General features: G+C 59.0%; 17 protein-coding genes and 1 riboswitch. Of the genes, 8 read left to right on the top strand and 9 right to left on the bottom strand.

From position 1 onward, the window contains the following. Nucleotides 1–23: 23 nt before the first annotated feature. From cobJ to Q0955_RS02085, 7 genes are read right to left on the bottom strand one after another with little or no spacing between them, the layout of a single operon-like run. On the bottom strand, nt 24–776 hold the full coding sequence (gene cobJ, locus Q0955_RS02055; RefSeq protein WP_299419243.1) for a precorrin-3B C(17)-methyltransferase: 753 nt from the start codon (nt 774–776) through the stop codon (nt 24–26). After that, nucleotides 773–1504 (bottom strand): precorrin-2 C(20)-methyltransferase, encoded by a 732-nt coding sequence (gene cobI, locus Q0955_RS02060; RefSeq protein WP_299419245.1) that lies wholly within the window; start codon nt 1502–1504, stop codon nt 773–775. Before cobI ends, cobJ begins: the two co-directional genes overlap by 4 nt. Beyond that, a complete protein-coding gene (locus tag Q0955_RS02065) occupies nt 1501–2130 on the bottom strand; it encodes a precorrin-8X methylmutase (RefSeq protein ID WP_299419248.1) in 630 nt (209 codons plus the stop codon). The genes cobI and Q0955_RS02065 overlap by 4 nt, the downstream gene beginning before the upstream one ends. Then, entirely contained in the window at nt 2130–3263 is a 1134-nt protein-coding gene (gene cobG / locus Q0955_RS02070; RefSeq protein WP_299419251.1) for a precorrin-3B synthase, read from the bottom strand. The genes Q0955_RS02065 and cobG overlap by 1 nt, the downstream gene beginning before the upstream one ends. Continuing rightward, nucleotides 3260–6544: a cobaltochelatase subunit CobN gene (gene cobN / locus Q0955_RS02075; RefSeq protein ID WP_299419253.1), complete on the bottom strand. Its 3285-nt coding sequence runs from the start codon at nt 6542–6544 to the stop codon at nt 3260–3262. The genes cobG and cobN overlap by 4 nt, the downstream gene beginning before the upstream one ends. A gap of 5 nt (nt 6545–6549) precedes the next feature. After that, nucleotides 6550–7656 (bottom strand): cobalamin biosynthesis protein CobW, encoded by a 1107-nt coding sequence (gene cobW / locus Q0955_RS02080; protein ID WP_299419256.1) that lies wholly within the window; start codon nt 7654–7656, stop codon nt 6550–6552. After that, nucleotides 7656–8036: a DUF1636 domain-containing protein gene (locus Q0955_RS02085; protein ID WP_299419258.1), complete on the bottom strand. Its 381-nt coding sequence runs from the start codon at nt 8034–8036 to the stop codon at nt 7656–7658. The genes cobW and Q0955_RS02085 overlap by 1 nt, the downstream gene beginning before the upstream one ends. Nucleotides 8037–8112: 76 nt before the next feature. After that, nucleotides 8113–8328: riboswitch (cobalamin riboswitch) on the bottom strand. Between the two features lie 39 nt (nt 8329–8367). Between Q0955_RS02085 and cobO the strand changes: the two genes are divergently transcribed. The 4 genes from cobO to Q0955_RS02105 are packed head-to-tail and all read left to right on the top strand — an operon-like array spanning nt 8368 to nt 11126. After that, on the top strand, nt 8368–8985 hold the full coding sequence (gene cobO / locus Q0955_RS02090) for a cob(I)yrinic acid a,c-diamide adenosyltransferase (RefSeq protein ID WP_299419261.1): 618 nt from the start codon (nt 8368–8370) through the stop codon (nt 8983–8985). Then, nucleotides 8985–9335, top strand: a complete 351-nt coding sequence (locus Q0955_RS02095) for a Lin0512 family protein (RefSeq protein WP_299419263.1) — start codon at nt 8985–8987, stop codon at nt 9333–9335. The genes cobO and Q0955_RS02095 overlap by 1 nt, the downstream gene beginning before the upstream one ends. After that, complete coding sequence (locus tag Q0955_RS02100; protein ID WP_299419266.1) at nt 9332–9676, top strand: Lin0512 family protein; 345 nt, start codon at nt 9332–9334, stop codon at nt 9674–9676. The genes Q0955_RS02095 and Q0955_RS02100 overlap by 4 nt, the downstream gene beginning before the upstream one ends. A gap of 1 nt (nt 9677) precedes the next feature. Beyond that, nucleotides 9678–11126, top strand: coding sequence for a cobyric acid synthase (locus Q0955_RS02105; protein WP_299419268.1), 1449 nt, complete (start codon nt 9678–9680; stop codon nt 11124–11126). A 45-nt stretch (nt 11127–11171) separates the two neighbouring features. On the opposite strand, the gene Q0955_RS02110 is transcribed toward Q0955_RS02105, so the two are convergent. After that, nucleotides 11172–12146 carry a GlxA family transcriptional regulator gene (locus tag Q0955_RS02110; protein WP_299419269.1) on the bottom strand — a complete coding sequence of 325 codons (975 nt, stop codon included), beginning with the start codon at nt 12144–12146 and terminating at the stop codon, nt 11172–11174. 74 nt (nt 12147–12220) lie between these two features. Here Q0955_RS02110 and Q0955_RS02115 point away from each other — a divergent pair, with 74 nt between their 5' ends. Continuing rightward, nucleotides 12221–13132, top strand: coding sequence for a 3-keto-5-aminohexanoate cleavage protein (locus tag Q0955_RS02115; protein WP_299419271.1), 912 nt, complete (start codon nt 12221–12223; stop codon nt 13130–13132). A gap of 164 nt (nt 13133–13296) precedes the next feature. Here the strand turns inward: Q0955_RS02115 and Q0955_RS02120 are convergent, their stop codons facing one another. Continuing rightward, nucleotides 13297–13764 carry a DUF1203 domain-containing protein gene (locus tag Q0955_RS02120; protein WP_299419273.1) on the bottom strand — a complete coding sequence of 156 codons (468 nt, stop codon included), beginning with the start codon at nt 13762–13764 and terminating at the stop codon, nt 13297–13299. A gap of 26 nt (nt 13765–13790) precedes the next feature. Here Q0955_RS02120 and Q0955_RS02125 point away from each other — a divergent pair, with 26 nt between their 5' ends. Genes Q0955_RS02125 through Q0955_RS02135 form a run of 3 tightly spaced genes read left to right on the top strand, consistent with a single transcriptional unit; the run spans nt 13791 to nt 16555 of the window. Beyond that, nucleotides 13791–14297 carry a hypothetical protein gene (locus Q0955_RS02125; RefSeq protein ID WP_299419274.1) on the top strand — a complete coding sequence of 169 codons (507 nt, stop codon included), beginning with the start codon at nt 13791–13793 and terminating at the stop codon, nt 14295–14297. Nucleotides 14298–14321: 24 nt separating this feature from the next. Beyond that, a complete protein-coding gene (locus Q0955_RS02130) occupies nt 14322–15797 on the top strand; it encodes a carnitine 3-dehydrogenase (protein WP_299419276.1) in 1476 nt (491 codons plus the stop codon). Further along, nucleotides 15794–16555, top strand: coding sequence for an SDR family NAD(P)-dependent oxidoreductase (locus tag Q0955_RS02135; RefSeq protein WP_299419278.1), 762 nt, complete (start codon nt 15794–15796; stop codon nt 16553–16555). The genes Q0955_RS02130 and Q0955_RS02135 overlap by 4 nt, the downstream gene beginning before the upstream one ends. Nucleotides 16556–16599 lie beyond the last annotated feature (44 nt).

Raw genomic sequence — 16599 nt, forward strand, 5'->3', positions numbered from 1 at the left:
GTCTGATCGGCCTGCGGAGTCACCTATCCATCCACCGAACGCGGTGTGTACACCATTGGGACACCGTCTCGCTCGATAATACGAGTTTGACTGGAGCCCAAAATCACAACTGTGCGCATGTCGGCCATGTCCGGTGTGGTCTCTTGCAAAGGCACAATCTTGATCGTTTGGTCTGGGCGTGAGACGTTGCGGGCAAAGATCATCGGGCGGTTGTCGCCGCAGCTTTCCTTGAGCGTTTTTAGCGCTTTTTCAAAGCCTTCCGGGCGGGACTTGGAGCGTGGATTGTAAAACGCCATGGCAAAATCGGCTTCAGCAGCAAGACGCAGACGTTTGTCGATCAGCTCCCATGGTTTCAGATTGTCGCTGAGGTTGATGGCACAAAAATCGTGGCCCAATGGCGCGCCGCAAGCGGCAGAGGCTGCCAACATGGCGGTGATGCCCGGCAGCACGCGAATGTCGAGATTGCGCCAAGCGGGGTCACCATGCTCCACCGCCTCAAAAACGGCAGCAGCCATTGCAAACACACCAGGGTCACCGGAGCTGACCACCGCCACACGTTTGCCTTGAGAGGCCATTTCCAATGCGTGGCGGGAGCGGTCAATTTCCACACGGTTGTCAGACGGGTGCAAGGTCAGGTTCGGGTTTTGCGCCACACGTTCCACATAGGGAATATACCCAACCGCATCCGTGGCTTCGGCCAAAGCTGCCTGCACCTGTGGTGTGACAAGCGCATCGTCACCCGGGCCGATGCCCACAATCTGAACCCAGCCGCTCACGGGCGTCGTCCTTGGCCATGTACCACGATGATCGAGAAATACGGCGTGCCGTGATCCGTGGTTTCTGACAGCTTTTTCACGCTCTGTTTCTGCATGGTGGCAAACTGTACCAGCCACGCTTCGTCAAAGCGATTTGACGCTTTTAATGCGCGGATGACCTTGTCGTAGTTGGAGCCAATTTTCATCACCACCAAAGCGTCGGTGTCAGCCATGTGGCGGGTGAGCTTTTCCTCATCCAGCGTGCCCATCAGCACGGTCAGCACGTCGTCACCCCAGGTGATGGGGGCCTCGGTGGCAGTCCACGCACCGGACATACCGGTAATGGCAGGCACAACATGGGTCGGAACAACATCACGTACGCGGGCGTAGATGTGCATAAAAGATCCGTAGAAAAATGGGTCACCTTCACAGAGCACCACAACGTCTTCGCCGGAATTGGCCAGCGCGATCAGGTGTTGCGTGACCTCTTCATAGAATGCTGACAGGGCCTCATTGTAGCGTGGGTCATGCACGGAGATTTCCGTGGTGACCGGGTATTCCATCGGGAACTCAATCGCTGTCTCAGGCAGCATGCCATCGACAATCGCGCGCGCCTGACCTTTGCGACCGGCTTTGCGGAAGAAAGCCACGTGTTTGGCATTGGTAATGAGACGGTGCGAGCGCACGCTCATCAGGTCGGGATCGCCAGGGCCAAGCCCGACGCCGTAAATCGTTCCGCTCTGGGTCATTCTTTGCGGCTCGCAATTGCGTTGATGGCAGCCACAGTCATGGCGGAGCCGCCAAGGCGACCTTCGACAATCATGCAGGGCACCGGTTGGTCATTCCAAAGCGCATCTTTGCTTTCCATCGCGCCAACAAAACCCACCGGGCAGCCGATGATGGCGGCTGGGCGCGGGCAGTCTGGATCTTCGAGCATGTTCAACAGGTGAAAGAGCGCGGTGGGCGCGTTGCCAATGGCCACAATGGCGCCGCCCAATTTGTCACGCCAATGTTCCAGCGCGGCGGCGGAGCGGGTGTTACCGATCTTGGCAGCCATCTCATAGATGCCCTCGGCATGTAGGGTGCAGATCACTTCGTTGTCCGCCGGCAGGCGGGGGCGGGTCACGCCTTCGCTGACCATGCGCGCATCACAGAAGATTGGAGCCCCGTCTTCCATGGCTTTGCGGGCAGTCGCGACCATGCCAGGGGTGAATTTCACGTGCTGTTCCAATCCAACCATGCCTGCAGCGTGGATCATGCGCACCACAACTTGCTCTTCGTCTTTGTCAAAGCCGTTCAGCGCGGCCTCACGCCGGATGGTGGCGAAGCTTTCGTCATAGATCGCCTGACCGTTTTTTTCATATTCGTAGGGCACTAAAGCTCTCCTCGGGCTTCAAGCAAGATGTCCGGCGAAAGGCCGGTTTTCACAGGCGCATCCCATGGGCGGCCATTTTTCACAAGATCAAATGCGCCACTGTTGCCGACCAATGTTGTCGCACAGGGGCGCGGCAGGGCGCAGCCTTTGGCACAGCCAGAGACATGCAGAGGTGCTGGCAGTTGGCTGGCCAATTGGCGCGCAAGTTGGCGGGTTTCCACGGTGGCGGAGTTGCACAAAGGCGCACCGGGGCAAGCGTCGACGTGCAGCAGTGGATCGTGCGTGTCGGTGATGAAGGCTTCGGTATCCGCCATCTCTGCAGCCTCCAAAAGGAACAACCGCCAGGGTGTCACGCGCATGGCCTCTGCCTTGGTCGCTGTGACCAAATGGGCCAGTTGCGCCGCTTCGATTTGACCAAACGCCACGCCAAACATCGCGCCTAATGGTGTGTTTCCAGGCTCAGTAGGCTTTTGTGAGGCGGCGGGTGGCACAGCTTGCCATTCCGCTGGCAACGGTGAAAGCGCCACATGCGCCGCCATGCGACGGCGGGCAGGGCCATTGGTGTCGACAAACCAACGCGCCATATCCAGAAGCGCGTCAACGGCGTTGTCAACAGTCACCACGCGTCCGCGAGAGGCGCCGTCTGCTCGTAAAATTAGGCCGCCATTGGTGTCACGCTCAATGCGGAAGTCGGCTGACTTGTTAGAGAGTTGCGGGCCGCCTTGCAGGTCGATGGCATAGCCCATTTTCGGTGGTAGGCCAGGGAGTTCACCAAGGCGGGCCACCAATTCGGTAGCCACGCGGTATGTATCATCACCGTCCTGCCACAGCGGCGGGATCAGGATATTGCGGCGGCCTTCTAAAGCTGGATTATCTGGCAGCAGGTCGAGGTGGTGCAGCGCCGCCAAAACCGCCTCGTGATCCGCTTCTTTGACGCCGCGAATTTGCAAGTTGGCGCGGCTCGTCAAGTCGATCAAACCCGAGCCATACGCCTCCGCAGTTTCGCACAAACCCAAAACCTGTTCTTGCGCCAATCGCGCCATAACAGGGCGCACGCGCACCACCAACCCGTCGCCGGACATCATGGGTTTGTAGGCGCCGGGGCACCAGCCTTTGGCGTCCGGGCGGCTCATGACGCACGCTCCAGATCTGCGAGAATGGAGTTGCGGCGGGTGATCCACAGGCCAGCGTCATGCAGCGCGGCAAAGCGGTCGCGCATGGCGGCCAAAGCTTGCGGGTTTTCGCGTTCCAGAAAAGCGACGATCTCGTCGTTGCCCAAGGTGGCATCGTGGAAAGCGTCAAACAGTTGTGGGGGCACCGCACCGGCCAAATTGGCAAAGGCGCCCATGTGATCCAGCGTTGCGGCAATCTCGGCGCCGCCCCGGAACCCATGGCGCATCATGCCTGCGAGCCAATCCGGGTTGGTGGCGCGGGCATGTACCACGCGGGCGATTTCTTCGGTCAGGCTGCGCGCGCGCGGCTTGTCCGGGTTGGTGTTGTTCATGTGATAAAGGTTTGCGTTACCACCGGTGATGGTCTGCGCAGCGGCAAATCCAGCCTCATGGGCGGCGTAATCAGACGCCACCAAAATATCGGTTTCGGGTAGGTCTTGCAGGTGCACAAAGCTGTCAGCGGCACCAACGCGGGCGCGAATGCCGTCGAGGTCTTTGGTGCCGTCGCCGGAATCCAGCGCATAGGAGGAGGCGTTGAGCCAGGCTTCGCCCGCCGACTTGCGGCCTTCGTCGGAGTAATTCTCGATCTCATGCCCCATGCCAAGGCCATAGCTGCCCGGCGCCGGGCCGTAGACGCGCGGCGCGGTGATGCGCCCTGCGAAGGGGTTCCAATCTGGAGCTTCGTCGCGTTCTGCGAGGGCTTTCACAGCTTGGCCAAACAGGGTGGAGAGCGTAGGAAACACGTCACGGAATAGGCCAGAGACACGCAAGGTGACGTCGATGCGGGGGCGCTCCAGCAAGGCGATAGGCAGAATTTCCACACCGGACACACGCTCAGATCCTTCGTCCCAAACGGGTTTCGCGCCCAAGAGATGCAACGCCATGGCAAACTCTTCCCCGGCTGTGCGCATGGTGGCGGAGCCCCAGAGGTCCACAATCAGGTTTTTTGGATAGTCGCCTTCTTCTTGCAGATGGCGGCGCACCAGTTCTTCGGCGAGTTTCACACCCTGCGCGTAGGCGGAGCGGGACGGGACCGAGCGCGGGTCGGTGGTGTAGAGGTTGCGCCCCGTGGGCAGCACATCATGGCGTCCACGGTAAGGTGAGCCCGACGGGCCTGCCTCAATGCGCTTGCCTTCGAGAGCCTTGATCAACGCATCACGTTCTGCAGTGGCAGAGGGAGCAACGTCGAAGCTACCTGCGGTCTGTGGTGTGCGGCCATAGATATGCAAGCCGTCGCCAAATTGGCTTTCTTTGATGTCACAGACAAAGGTGTCGATGCGGGTGATGGCCTCCGCCAAAGAGGTCGCGTTGTCCAGCCCCAATTCCGCTTGCAAACCAAGCGCTTCGGCTTCGTCTCGAATGTCGGTTTGCAGGCGGTCGCGACGTTTGGGATCAAGCCCATCGGCGTTGGAGAATTCGTCCAGGATGGTTTCCAGGCGGGCAAACCGGTCCGGCGTGGCAGACTGCTTGAGCGGCGGCGGAACATGGCCCAGCGTAAGTCCGTTGATGCGGCGTTTGGCCTGCGCGGCCTCGCCGGGATCGTTCACGATAAACGGGTAGACAACGGGCAGATCGCGAATGAGTGCCTCGGGCCAGCAGTCATCGCAAAGCGCCACGGATTTACCCGGCAACCATTCCAGCGTGCCGTGCGCGCCAACATGAATCAGCGCGTCGGATTTGAGTGCATGGCGGAGCCAGAGGTAGAAGGCGACATAGCTGTGGCGCGGCACGCGGGAGAGATCGTGGTATTCGTCTTCGCGCTGCTGGTCACTGCCACGTTCAGGCTGCAGGGCCACAAACACGTTGCCGCGTTTGGTGGCTTTGAAGTGGAAAGCGCCGTCTGCAAACGTTGGGTCGGTCTCGGGATTGCCCCAGACCTCGGTCAGGTCATTTCGGAGCGCTTCAGGTAGCCATGCAAGTGCGGACAGGTACTCCTCTACCGGCCACTCGACGGTTTTGCTCAGCAGCGCATCTTCGAGTTTGACGGTACTTGCTGTCTGAAACCCAGCCGCCTTCAAATCCTCAAGAGCGGCGTCAACGCTGGCGAGCGGGTCCAGTCCAACGGCATGGGCCATGTTCCACTCTTTGCCGGGGTAGGTGCTCAGAACACAGGCGATCTGCTTGTTGGCATTGGGTTTCTTGGCGAGATTGACCCAGCCTTCGACTTTGTCGGCAATTGCAGAAATCCGCTCTGGCAGCGCGCGGTGGGCAAAGCGAGAGTATTCCAGCGCTTCGTCTTTTTTCCCCGGTTCTTTGAACGACGCCACCCCTGCAAACAGGCGACCGTCTACCTCGGGCAAGACCACATGCATGGCGAGATCAGCAGGGGCCAATCCGCGCTCGGACTCCGCCCAGGCTTTCTTACGCGAGGTTGCAAGCGCGACCTGAAATACCGGTGCGTCCGTGGCGTCGAGTGGCGAGGTGCCGCTGTCGCCTTTGCCGGAGAAGGATGTGGCGTTCACGATGGCAGCCGGGGACAGCGCTTTGAGTGTTTCTGCCAGCCATGCCGCGGAGGGCGGAACTTTCAAAGACGGTGCAAACAGGCCAATCACTTCAAAGCCACGACCGCGGAATTCCTCAAACAGCGCCTCAATTGGTGCCGTGTCGGCGGAGCTGACGTATGCGCGATAAAACGTCAGGGCGATCAACGGCTTTTCAGTATCGCGGCTTCCCAAGGGATCGCACAGGCCACTTTCCGGCGTCCATCCGCCGTGATCTGGCAGCGCCTTGGACCCCATAACAGGCTTTGCGTAAAGCCCTGCTGCCAGAGCGAGTTGCGCGAGCGCCGCCTGCGCTGCAATCGCGCCGCCTGTGTCACACAGATGCGTTAGGCGATGCAACGTGGAGGCGGGCAGGGTGGAGGCTTCGTCCAGCCGCTCATCAGGCCGTCCGTCGGCAGGAAGTACGGCCAAGGCGATGCCTTTTTCCTGCGCCAAGGCCTGCACCTGTTGAATGCCATATTGCCAATAGGAAATCCCGCCAATCAGACGGATCAGAATGGCTTTTGCACCAACAAGTGTCTGTTCGATGTAGGTGTCCACTGACAGCGGATGTTTGAGTGCCGTCAGATTGGCCAACCGCAGCGTGGGTAAGTCGCCATTGCTGCGGTGCCAGCCTGCCGCGAAAGCGCCGAGATCACTGTCGGAAAAGGACAACACGACAAGATCGGCCGGGGTTTGACCCAGATCCATCGGGGTGTCGGCCTCATCCAGACCATGGCTTTCGCGAAAGACTACGTGCATGGGGCTTAGTCTACCAGAGCTGCGCGGATCGCTTCGACGTTTACGTCACCCTGTTCGGCAATCACGACCATGCGGCCCTGGCGGCCTTCTTCGGGCTTCCAAGGGCGGTCAAATTGATGACGTACACGCGCGCCAACCGCTTGCACCAGCAAACGCATGGGTTTGCCCGCCACAGCCGCATAGCCTTTCACACGCAAGATGTTCTGATCTTTGGCCATTTTCTCGATCTTGGCGGCAAAGGCAGCCGGGTCGGACTGTTCCGGCACATCTACCACAATGCTGTTGAAGGCGTCGTGATCGTGGTCATGGCTGTGATGATGGTGGTGATCGTCACCGTGCTCATCTGTGTGATTATGGTCGTGATCGTGGTGGTGATGATGATCTTCGTGATGGGACGGGCGGGCATCAATGTCGTCTTCCGCTGCGGCTTCTAGCCCCAGAATCACGCGGGGGTCCACTTCGCCCTCGGCCACTTCCACAACTGGTAAGGCTCGTGGCGCAGCTTTCAACACGATATCTTTGGCTTTGGCAGTGCCTTCAGGTCCGGCGAGGTCCGGTTTGGTCAGCAGCACGATGTCGGCACAGTTGATCTGATCTTGGAAAACCTCAGATAATGGCGTCTCGTGGTCCAACCCTTCGTCTGCTTCACGCTGGGCATCCACAGCGGCGACGTTGGTGGCAAAACGGCCATCAGCCACAGCCTCGGCATCGGCCAACGCAATCACGCCGTCCACGGTGATCTTGGAGCGGATATCAGGCCAATCAAACGCTTTCAGAAGCGGCTTGGGCAGGGCCAGGCCGGAGGTCTCAATCAGAATGTGTTCCGGGCGTGGATCCAGCGCCATAAGTGCTTCGATGGTTGGAATGAAGTCATCCGCCACGGTGCAGCAGATACAGCCGTTGGCAAGTTCCAGAATATTTTCGGCCGGGCAATCCGGAATGGCGCAGGATTTCAGGATTTCGCCATCCACGCCCACGTCGCCAAATTCGTTTACAATCACCGCAAGCCGCTTGCCCTGTGGCTTCTGCATCAAGCTGCGCACCAATGTGGTTTTGCCGGAGCCCAGAAAGCCGGTGATGACAGTGACGGGGAGTTTTTCTAGCGTGCTCATTATTCGGTCTCCAGAGGGGGAATGCGGGCGATGCAGTTTTTGCGGAAATGAGTGGAGCGTTCGCGCCATGGGACAAGACCGTCGGTGGTGGCGGCATATTTGGCGACACCATCTGCGACCAGGTCCGCGTCCTCTCCGCCGGTGAAATTGCCATAGACGTAGGTCCAGCGCTCATCACCGCCGCGAATGGTGATGGAACAGCCAAAATCACAGTTGGAAAAGCATTCCACGCCTTTGATCGTGACATTCTCAGGCAAATCGGAGGCGTTGAGCGCATCAAACAGTTGCGTGCCGGGGCGGGGCCCCTCAACATCGGTCGGCTGGCCGGCACGACAGGTGGTGCAGACAAGCAATTCGACAGGCGCGGTTGCGTCAGCCATAGGTATTCAGTCCCTTTTCAGGGACGGGGCAACACGGGACATCTTTGGAGAGCCCGACACCGAAACACCCCGTCCGGTTTATGTCATTTTTGCTGGCAGGTCTCCCGGCTTGCGGATCTCGGCATCAAATGCCTGTGGTCTGCCTGCCTTCCCGGATAGTTCCAGTGGCTGCGGCGGACCTCTCCGGTCACGGTCGCGGGGGCGGCTGCGCTTTGGGCCTTGACGTTGGGCCCGTTTCACATTCCCTTTTCACCTGCTTAAACGAGCAGGAACCAGCGACACCCGAATGGGCAATCATTACGGCTGAGTCAAGTCGGAACGGAGAGGCAGTATGTCTGATAGCGTCGAACATAACGAACGCCACAAGGCCAAGATGGCCAAAATCAAGGCGGCGCGGGACCGGATGATGGCCACCAAGACCGAGGAAAAGGGTCTGATCATGGTGCACACCGGGCCGGGCAAAGGCAAAAGTTCATCTGGTTTTGGTATGATCATGCGCTGTATCGCCCACGACATGCCTGTGGCCGTGGTGCAATTTATCAAAGGCGCGATGGCCACGGGGGAACGCGCGTTTTTGGAAGAGCATTTTGCTGACGAAGTGAAATTTCACGTGTCTGGTGAAGGCTTTACCTGGGAGACGCAGGACCGTGAGAGAGATATTGCCAAAGCCGAGGCGGGCTGGGAGCTGGCAAAGCAGTTGATCCGCGATCCGGAGAACAAGTTTGTGATGCTCGATGAAATCAACATCGCGTTGCGCAATGATTATCTGAACATCGATGATGTGGTCGATTTTCTACTGAGCGAAAAGCCGGAGATGACGCATGTCTTGTTGACCGGGCGCAATGCCAAGCCGGAGCTGATCGAGGCCGCGGATTTGGTGACCGAAATGACTTTGGTAAAACACCCGTTCCGTGATGGCATCAAGGCGCAGGCCGGGGTGGAATTCTGATGGCCGTAAAACGCCTACTCACCGAATTTGGCATGGGCTCGTCGTTGCGGCGGCAGGACTATACCGAGGCAGCTTCGCGGGCTGTGAAAGACGCGTTATGGCACAACTCGATCAACCTCGCGGAACTGTTTGGTAAAGACAAATCAGAGATGATCATCACGGTCGACGTCGCGGTGCAGCAGCCTGAGAAGGTCAACGCAGAAGTCATCGCAGAAATCTTTCCTTACGGTCAAGTTACTGTAAAGCCTGTGAAAGGCGGCTTGGATGTGCCGCGCGACGATGGCGGAAATCCAACGGTGATTGCCAATGTCGCGATCTCTGTGGCTTTGGATGTTGAGGTGGCAGCATGAAGGATCAGCGCTTCATCATCGAAATGGGCATGGGCAATGACCAATACGGTCAGGACTATACCAAGGCCGCCGCACGCGCGATTGAAGATGCGATCCGCCATTCGGCAATCCCGATGTTTGCCGCCCTTGGCAAAGACCCTAAAGAGATGCGGGTACAGGTGACGGTTGGTGTGCAGGAGCCGGAGAAGGTGGATTGCACCGAATTGGTCAAAAAGCTGCCACGCGGGCGGGCCGAAGTAAAAGCCGTGTTTGGTGGCATGAACGTGACCAATCCGGATGATGGCAACGTGCTGGTGATCGCCTCAGCGGCGGTTGAAGCGTTTTTGCCAAAGCAGGTGTGACGTGACCAAAGCGCTTATGATTCAAGGCACTGGCTCCAATGTGGGCAAGTCGATGTTGGTGGCCGGGCTGTGCCGGGCGGCGGCGCGGCGGGGGCTGTCTGTGGCACCGTTCAAGCCGCAGAATATGTCCAACAATGCCGCTGTTACCAGCGATGGTGGCGAGATTGGCCGGGCGCAGGCGTTGCAGGCATTGGCTTGTGGCAAAGCGTTAACGGTGGACATGAATCCGGTGCTGTTGAAGCCGGAGACCGATGTGGGCTCTCAGGTTGTGGTGCAGGGCAAGCGGCTGACCACGGTGAAGGCGCGGGAATATGCGAAGCTGAAACCGCAGCTGTTGAAAGCCGTGCTTGAGAGCTTTAATCGTCTGAAATCAAACAATGATTTGGTAGTTGTTGAGGGCGCGGGCAGCCCGGCGGAAGTCAATTTGCGCAAGGGCGATATTGCCAATATGGGCTTTGCGCAGGCCGCAGATGTGCCGGTGATCTTGGCCGGAGACATCGACCGGGGCGGCGTGATCGCGCAGATCGTTGGCACGCAGGCGGTGATTTCAAACGACGACGCGGCGCTGGTGGCGGGCTTCCTTGTGAACAAGTTCCGCGGTGATCCCAGCTTGTTTGATGATGGTTACGAGCTGATTAAAGACACGACCGGCTGGGCGGGCTTTGGGGTGCTGCCGTATTTTGCCGAGGCTTGGAAACTACCGGCTGAAGATGCGCTCGATATCAAAAATGCAGAGCGCGAAGGCGGGTTGAAGGTGGTCTGCCTTGGCCTGTCTCGGATTGCAAATTTTGACGACCTAGACCCGCTGGCACAGGAGCCGGGTGTGTCGCTGACCATGCTGCGGGCGGGGGAGCCCATTCCGGGTGGCACAGATGTGGTGATCATTCCAGGCAGCAAATCCACGCGGGGCGACCTGGCGTTTCTGCGGGAGCAAGGCTGGGATGTGGACCTTCTGGCGCATGTGCGGCGCGGAGGGCATGTGTTGGGGATTTGCGGCGGATATCAGATGCTTGGCCACGAGGTCCGCGACCCGGGCGGCATCGAAGGACCGGCTGGCACGACGGATGGTCTGGGCCTGCTGGACGTGATCACGGAGATGACACCGGACAAGAGGTTGACGGAAGCCGCCGCGCAGCATGTGGTCTCCGGGCGGGCGTTCCGGGGCTATGAAATCCACATCGGGCGCACAGATGGGGGCGATCGGGCACGGCCGTTTGCCACCGTGGATGGGCGCGATGAGGGGGCTGTGTCCGCGGATGGGCGCGTGTCTGGCAGCTATCTGCACGGCATGTTTCGGGACGACGGATTTCGGCGGGCGTGGCTATCGGCATTGGGCGCTGAAGTTGGCAATGAGGGCTATGACGCCACAGTGGAGGCGGTGTTGGATCGCTTGGCGGATCACATCGAAGCTCATTTGGACGTGGACGGTTTGTTGGCGGTGGCGCGTTAGAAAGGTTTCGCCTTCGGCGAGGATATTTTTAGTCAAATGAAGAGGTTAGCGTGCCCGACGTAGGGCGCGTACAGAGGTGCCATGTGCGGCTTTGAAGGCACGGGCGAAGCTGGTGGGGCTGTTGAACCCAGTCGCAAGGGCGATGTCGCGCACCGGGGTTTGCGTGTCTGTGGCGAGGCGCAGGGCTTCCTCGAGGCGCATGGTCAGATAGACCGCTTGCGGGGATTTGTGCAGGTGGGTTTGGAAGTTGAGTTCCAAGGTGCGTGTGGAAAGCCCTGTTTTTGTTGCGATTTCCGGGATGGAGAGTGGGGCGTCCAAAGTTTGGCCCATGAGGTCCAGCGCCTTAATGACCTTTGGGTGATGGTGGATCGCACGGGGGATGGAGATTGGACGCTGGGCGCTGGCAGGTATGGGATCATAGAGGAAGGCGCTGCTGACGCGGCGGGCCAGATCCGCGCCGTAGCGGGTTTCGATCAGGTAGAGCATCATGTCGATGCAGGGGCTGGCGCCGCCGGATGTTGCGATTCGGTCGGAGATGCAAAAACGATCTCGGAGTGTTGTAACCTTTGGAAATTGTTGGGAGAAATTGTCGATGTCCTCCCAGTGAGTGGTGGCGTTGTGGCCGTCCAATAGCCCCGCTTCAGCCAAAATCCACGGGCCGCCGTCGATGGCGGCGATGGTGGTGCCGGTGGCGTAAAGCCGTCGCAGGGAGGCCGATAGGCGTGGGGTGGCTTGCTCTTCCAATCGAAAGCCAGCCACGACCAACAAGAGGTCGCAGCGCAACAGTTGGCGAATTGGTAAGCCGTTGATTTGTAATCCACTTGTGAGCGCGGCAGGGGCGTCGGTGGCGGTGTAAAACTGCCAGTCAAACAGAGGTTTTCTTGCGCGGCGATTGGCGGCGCGCATGGGGTCCACGGCGGCGGCGAAGCTGAGTGTGTTGCAGTCGTCCAGCACCAGAATGGCCACGTTCAAGGGGGCTGGGTCGTGGCGGAAAACGCTGGGTTCTGCGGAAATAGACATATCTACTTCGTACAATGCAAAGTATAGCGCGGCAAGTGCGGTACGGTTGGGTAAGGAACACGAAAGGAATCGCCATGCCGTTGCAAATGAACCGTGAGGTTTTCATCACCTGTGCCGTGACCGGATCGGGTGGCACGCAGGACCGCAGCCCGCATGTGCCGCGCAGCCCAAAGCAGATTGCCGACAGCGCCATTGCAGCCGCCAAGGCCGGCGCGGCAGTGGTGCATTGTCACGTGCGCGACCCGGAGACCGGCGCGCCAAGCCGCGACCTAGGTTACTATCGCGAAGTTACCGATCGCATCCGCGACAGCGAGGTGGACATGGTGTTGAACCTGACCGCAGGCATGGGCGGTGACATTGTGTTTGGCGGTGTGGAAAGCCCGCTGCCCACGGTGGATGGGACCGATATGGTGGGGGCAACTGAGCGGGTCGCGCATGTGGCAGAATGCCTGCCGGAGATTTGTACGCTGGATTGCGGCACGATGAACTTTGCCGAAGCCGATTATGTGATGACAAACACGCCTGGCATGTTGCGCAGCATGGGAAAAATGATGACCGATCTGGGGGTTAAGCCCGAGATTGAGGCCTTCGACACCGGACATCTGTGGTTTGCTAAGGAGCTTGTGAAAGAAGGCGTTCTGGCGCCGGATGCGCTTGTGCAGCTGTGCATGGGCGTGCCGTGGGGCGCACCGGATGACCTCAACACCTTTATGGCGATGGTCAACAATGTGCCGGACGATTGGACGTTTAGCGCCTTTGCGTTGGGGCGCAATCAGATGGCATATGTCGCGGCGGCAGTTTTGGCGGGTGGTAATGTGCGTGTTGGGCTGGAAGACAACCTGTGGCTCGACAAAGGTGTGCTGGCCGAGAACTGGCAGCTTGTGGAGCGTGCGGGCACCATCATCGAGAACATGGGCGCGCGGGTGATTGGACCTGCGGAAGTGCGCGAGAAACTGGGGTTGGTGAAGCGGGCGCCGCAAGGGTGAGCGTTGCGGCAACAGCTGCGTTCGTTGGTTTAGGAACCGGCGGTTTGGGGCGTTTGCACAGAGGCGCGCAACACGTCGGTATGTTGTCTGTATCGCGACTGTTTTGCGGAGGTGCGAAAAATCGACCTCCGCAGCACGTGTTGCGCGTTAAGAAAACTCTTGGATCACTCGGCAGGCTTAACCCGACACAGAAAGCAGTTGTTGGACGCGCTGCGCACATCAACAAAGGCAATGTCTGCGCGGGCGAGCAGGTTTTCGGCGTAGGCGGCAATTTCTGCGGTCGGGGTCACTTGCCCCGTGCCGTAAACAATACGTTCGTCCGCCGAATAGCCGCGCACAATGTAATTGGGTGCAGTCAGGATATCGGGCAGGGTGCTGGACGGCGCGGAGCCGCTACAGTCTTCGCACAAAAAGATCGGGCCGGTCTCGGTGTAGGCGTTTTGGCCTTCAAACGGGCGATGCGCCAGGATCAGGAAGGGCATGCCTTTGGGCGTGATTTTCAGACAGGATCGACAGGGGATGCCGTCTCCATCGCTGATCGCGACCTCAACGGTGTTGCCATAGGCGTCGGTGCGGCTGTTGCGGATGGCGGCAATGTGATCGTCGGGCAGTGGGTGAAACTGGATGGTCATGTAAGCTCTCCTTTTGAGGGGACGCTATGATGTTGAGTGGGCATGCGGCGACCCGTTTTCTGCTAATTAAGTGGAGACACGGACAGGCAGCGCCAGAGGCAAGTCTGAAGAGCAAACCGATTGGGGTTGAAAATGCGCTTGAGGTAGACCTTAGGTGTAGATTTAGCTACTCTGGGTTGTTCGTTTTTCTAAAAATGCTCTTCATGTTTGCAGTTTTGACTTTGGCGGTATTGGTTGGCGTGATGGCTGCCTTGACGAGTTATCTTCAGTACGATGCTATTTGGTGGAAAGGCATTTTGTGGTCAGCGCTTATTATGGTGTTTTCGCTCGGTCTGATCGCAGCTGGAGGTCACGAGCCGGCCATTTCGGACAATCCGCTGATTGTTTCTGCCTCAATTGGGATGGCGGCTGCGATCCTTCTGGCGCTTGTGAGTTTGGCGACAATCGTGGCGCGAAAGCGGTTTTCGGAACGTCAAACAGTTTCGGCGGCATTTTGTGCTGGCATGGTGCTTTTTCTAGTGGGTCTTTTTTGAGGCAGTCAAAAAGCAGGAGATGACATGACAAAAACGGCAGCGATAATTGGCGGTGGGGTGATCGGCGGCGGTTGGGCCGCGCGGTTTTTGCTCAATGGTTGGGACGTACAAGTGTTTGACCCGGACCCAGAAGCGGAACGCAAAATAGGCGAGGTGATTGATAATGCGCGGGTGTCTTTACCGGGATTGAGTGACACGGCGTTGCCACCCGAAGGCAGGCTGAGCTTTCATGAGACCATGTCGGAGGCCGTTGTAGGGGCAAGCTGGATTCAAGAGAGCGTGCCGGAGCGGTTGGAACTGAAGCGCAAGGTTTATCAAACGTTGCAGGAGCATTGTGAGCCTGCGGCCATTCTGGGCAGCTCGACCAGCGGGTTTAAACCCAGCGAGTTGCAGGGTTGCGCCTCACGTCCCGAGCAGATTGTGGTGACACATCCATTTAACCCGGTTTACCTTATGCCTTTGGTGGAACTGGTGCCAACTGAGAAGAACGCGCCGGAATTGATCGAGCGGGCCAAAGAGACGCTCAAGGGTGTGGGCATGTTCCCGCTGCATGTGCGCAAAGAGATTGATGCGCATATTGCGGATCGCTTCCTTGAGGCGGTGTGGCGCGAGGCGCTGTGGTTGGTGAAAGACGGCATTGCGACCACGGAAGAGATTGATGAGGCCATCCGCATGGGTTTTGGCATTCGCTGGGCGCAGATGGGTTTGTTTGACACCTACCGCGTGGCCGGTGGTGAAGCGGGCATGAAACATTTCATGGCGCAGTTTGGCCCCTGTCTGAAATGGCCCTGGACCAAGCTGATGGATGTGCCGGAGTTCACCGATGAGCTGGTGGAATTGATTGCCGGGCAAAGTGATGCGCAATCAGGCCACATGAGCATTCGGGAGATGGAGCGCGTTCGGGACAACAATCTTGTGTCGATGATGCGGGCGCTGAAGGCGCAGAATTTTGCCTCTGGCGCGGTGCTCAATCAACATGACAAAAAGCTGTCCGCGGAGGCTGGTATGGTGCGCACATCCGCAGATATTGCGGACCCTAGTTTGCCCATTGTGACCCAGCGCCGCGCGGTGCCGGTGGATTGGTTGGACTACAACGGGCACATGACCGAAAGCCGCTATCTGCAGGCTTTTGCCGATGCCAGCGACCGGTTGATGGAGATCATTGGATGTGATCAGGACTACATCGCGACTGGCGGCAGTTTCTTCACTGCGGAGACGCATATCCGGCACATTGACGAGACCCATCTGGGCAGCGTGATTGAGGTACAAACCCGCGTGCTGATGGCGGAGGGCAAGAAGATGCACCTTTGGCATGAGATGTATGCGGGGGAGAAACTGCTGGCGACGGCGGAGCATATCCTGATCCATGTGAGCCTTGAGACGCGGCGGCCGGCGCCGTTTAGTCCGGAGATTGCTGCCAATCTGAAGATGATCTGCGAGGCGCAGGCGGAGTTGCCCGCGCCTGAGGGGCTCGGGCGTTACGTGGGGCAGCCGCGGTGAGCGGGCGGGTTCTAATCACGGCAGGCGCGTCCGGAGTTGGGCGCGCCATGGCGGAGGTGTTTGCACGGCACGGCTGGCAGGTTTGGGTTGCGGATGTGGATGCGGCGGCTTTGGCGGACGTGCCTGAAGGGTGGCGTCGGGCGCAGCTGGATGTGACCGACGAAGTGGCTGTTTCCGCTTTGTTTTCCGAGATCGACGACGCTTGGGGCGGGTTGGATGCGCTTTGCGCAAATGCAGGTGTGGCAGGTCCAACGGCGGCGGTGGAAGAAATAAATCTGCAGGATTGGCAGGCCTGTGTGGCGGTCAATCTCGAAGGGGCATTTCTGGCCGCCAAATATGCGGCGCCGATGATGAAAGCGGCGGGGCGGGGGGCGATTGTAGTGACAAGCTCCACGGCAGGGCAATATGGCTATCCTTATCGCGCGCCTTATGCGGCGGCGAAATGGGCGGTCATCGGCCTGACCAAAACCCTGGCCATGGAGTTGGGGCCGCATGGTGTGCGGGCCAATGTGATTTGTCCGGGTGCGGTGGAAGGTCCGCGTATGGAAGGAGTGCTGGAACGTGAGGCGGCGGCAAAAGGCATGACGCGCGATGCGATTTATGAGGGCTATGCCTCTGGCACGGCGCTGGGCTCTTTTGTGGAGGGGCGTGATGTGGCGGAGATGGCGGTGTTTTTGTGCAGCGACAAAGCGCGTTTGGTGAGCGGGCAGGTGATTGCCGTGGATGGGTTTACGGTGAACCCGGACCCGAAGGTTTAGGGGGCTTAGCCCCCGTCCCAGCGGGGCTGTGACTCCCCCAGGAT

This window comes from uncultured Shimia sp., from assembly GCF_947493595.1.
Classification (GTDB): Bacteria; Pseudomonadota; Alphaproteobacteria; order Rhodobacterales; family Rhodobacteraceae; genus Shimia.

Excerpts from the sequence above, each read along its gene's own strand:
- cobI (WP_299419245.1), bottom strand. The coding sequence starts at position 1,504 with ATGACCCAGAGCGGAACGATTTACGGCGTCGGGCTTGGCCCTGGCGAT.
- cobG (WP_299419251.1), bottom strand. The coding sequence starts at position 3,263 with ATGAGCCGCCCGGACGCCAAAGGCTGGTGCCCCGGCGCCTACAAACCC.
- cobN (WP_299419253.1), bottom strand. The coding sequence starts at position 6,544 with ATGCACGTAGTCTTTCGCGAAAGCCATGGTCTGGATGAGGCCGACACC.
- cobW (WP_299419256.1), bottom strand. The coding sequence starts at position 7,656 with ATGAGCACGCTAGAAAAACTCCCCGTCACTGTCATCACCGGCTTTCTG.
- Q0955_RS02085 (WP_299419258.1), bottom strand. The coding sequence starts at position 8,036 with ATGGCTGACGCAACCGCGCCTGTCGAATTGCTTGTCTGCACCACCTGT.
- cobO (WP_299419261.1), top strand. The coding sequence starts at position 8,368 with ATGTCTGATAGCGTCGAACATAACGAACGCCACAAGGCCAAGATGGCC.
- Q0955_RS02095 (WP_299419263.1), top strand. The coding sequence starts at position 8,985 with ATGGCCGTAAAACGCCTACTCACCGAATTTGGCATGGGCTCGTCGTTG.
- Q0955_RS02100 (WP_299419266.1), top strand. The coding sequence starts at position 9,332 with ATGAAGGATCAGCGCTTCATCATCGAAATGGGCATGGGCAATGACCAA.
- Q0955_RS02110 (WP_299419269.1), bottom strand. The coding sequence starts at position 12,146 with ATGTCTATTTCCGCAGAACCCAGCGTTTTCCGCCACGACCCAGCCCCC.
- Q0955_RS02115 (WP_299419271.1), top strand. The coding sequence starts at position 12,221 with ATGCCGTTGCAAATGAACCGTGAGGTTTTCATCACCTGTGCCGTGACC.
- Q0955_RS02120 (WP_299419273.1), bottom strand. The coding sequence starts at position 13,764 with ATGACCATCCAGTTTCACCCACTGCCCGACGATCACATTGCCGCCATC.
- Q0955_RS02125 (WP_299419274.1), top strand. The coding sequence starts at position 13,791 with ATGATGTTGAGTGGGCATGCGGCGACCCGTTTTCTGCTAATTAAGTGG.
- Q0955_RS02130 (WP_299419276.1), top strand. The coding sequence starts at position 14,322 with ATGACAAAAACGGCAGCGATAATTGGCGGTGGGGTGATCGGCGGCGGT.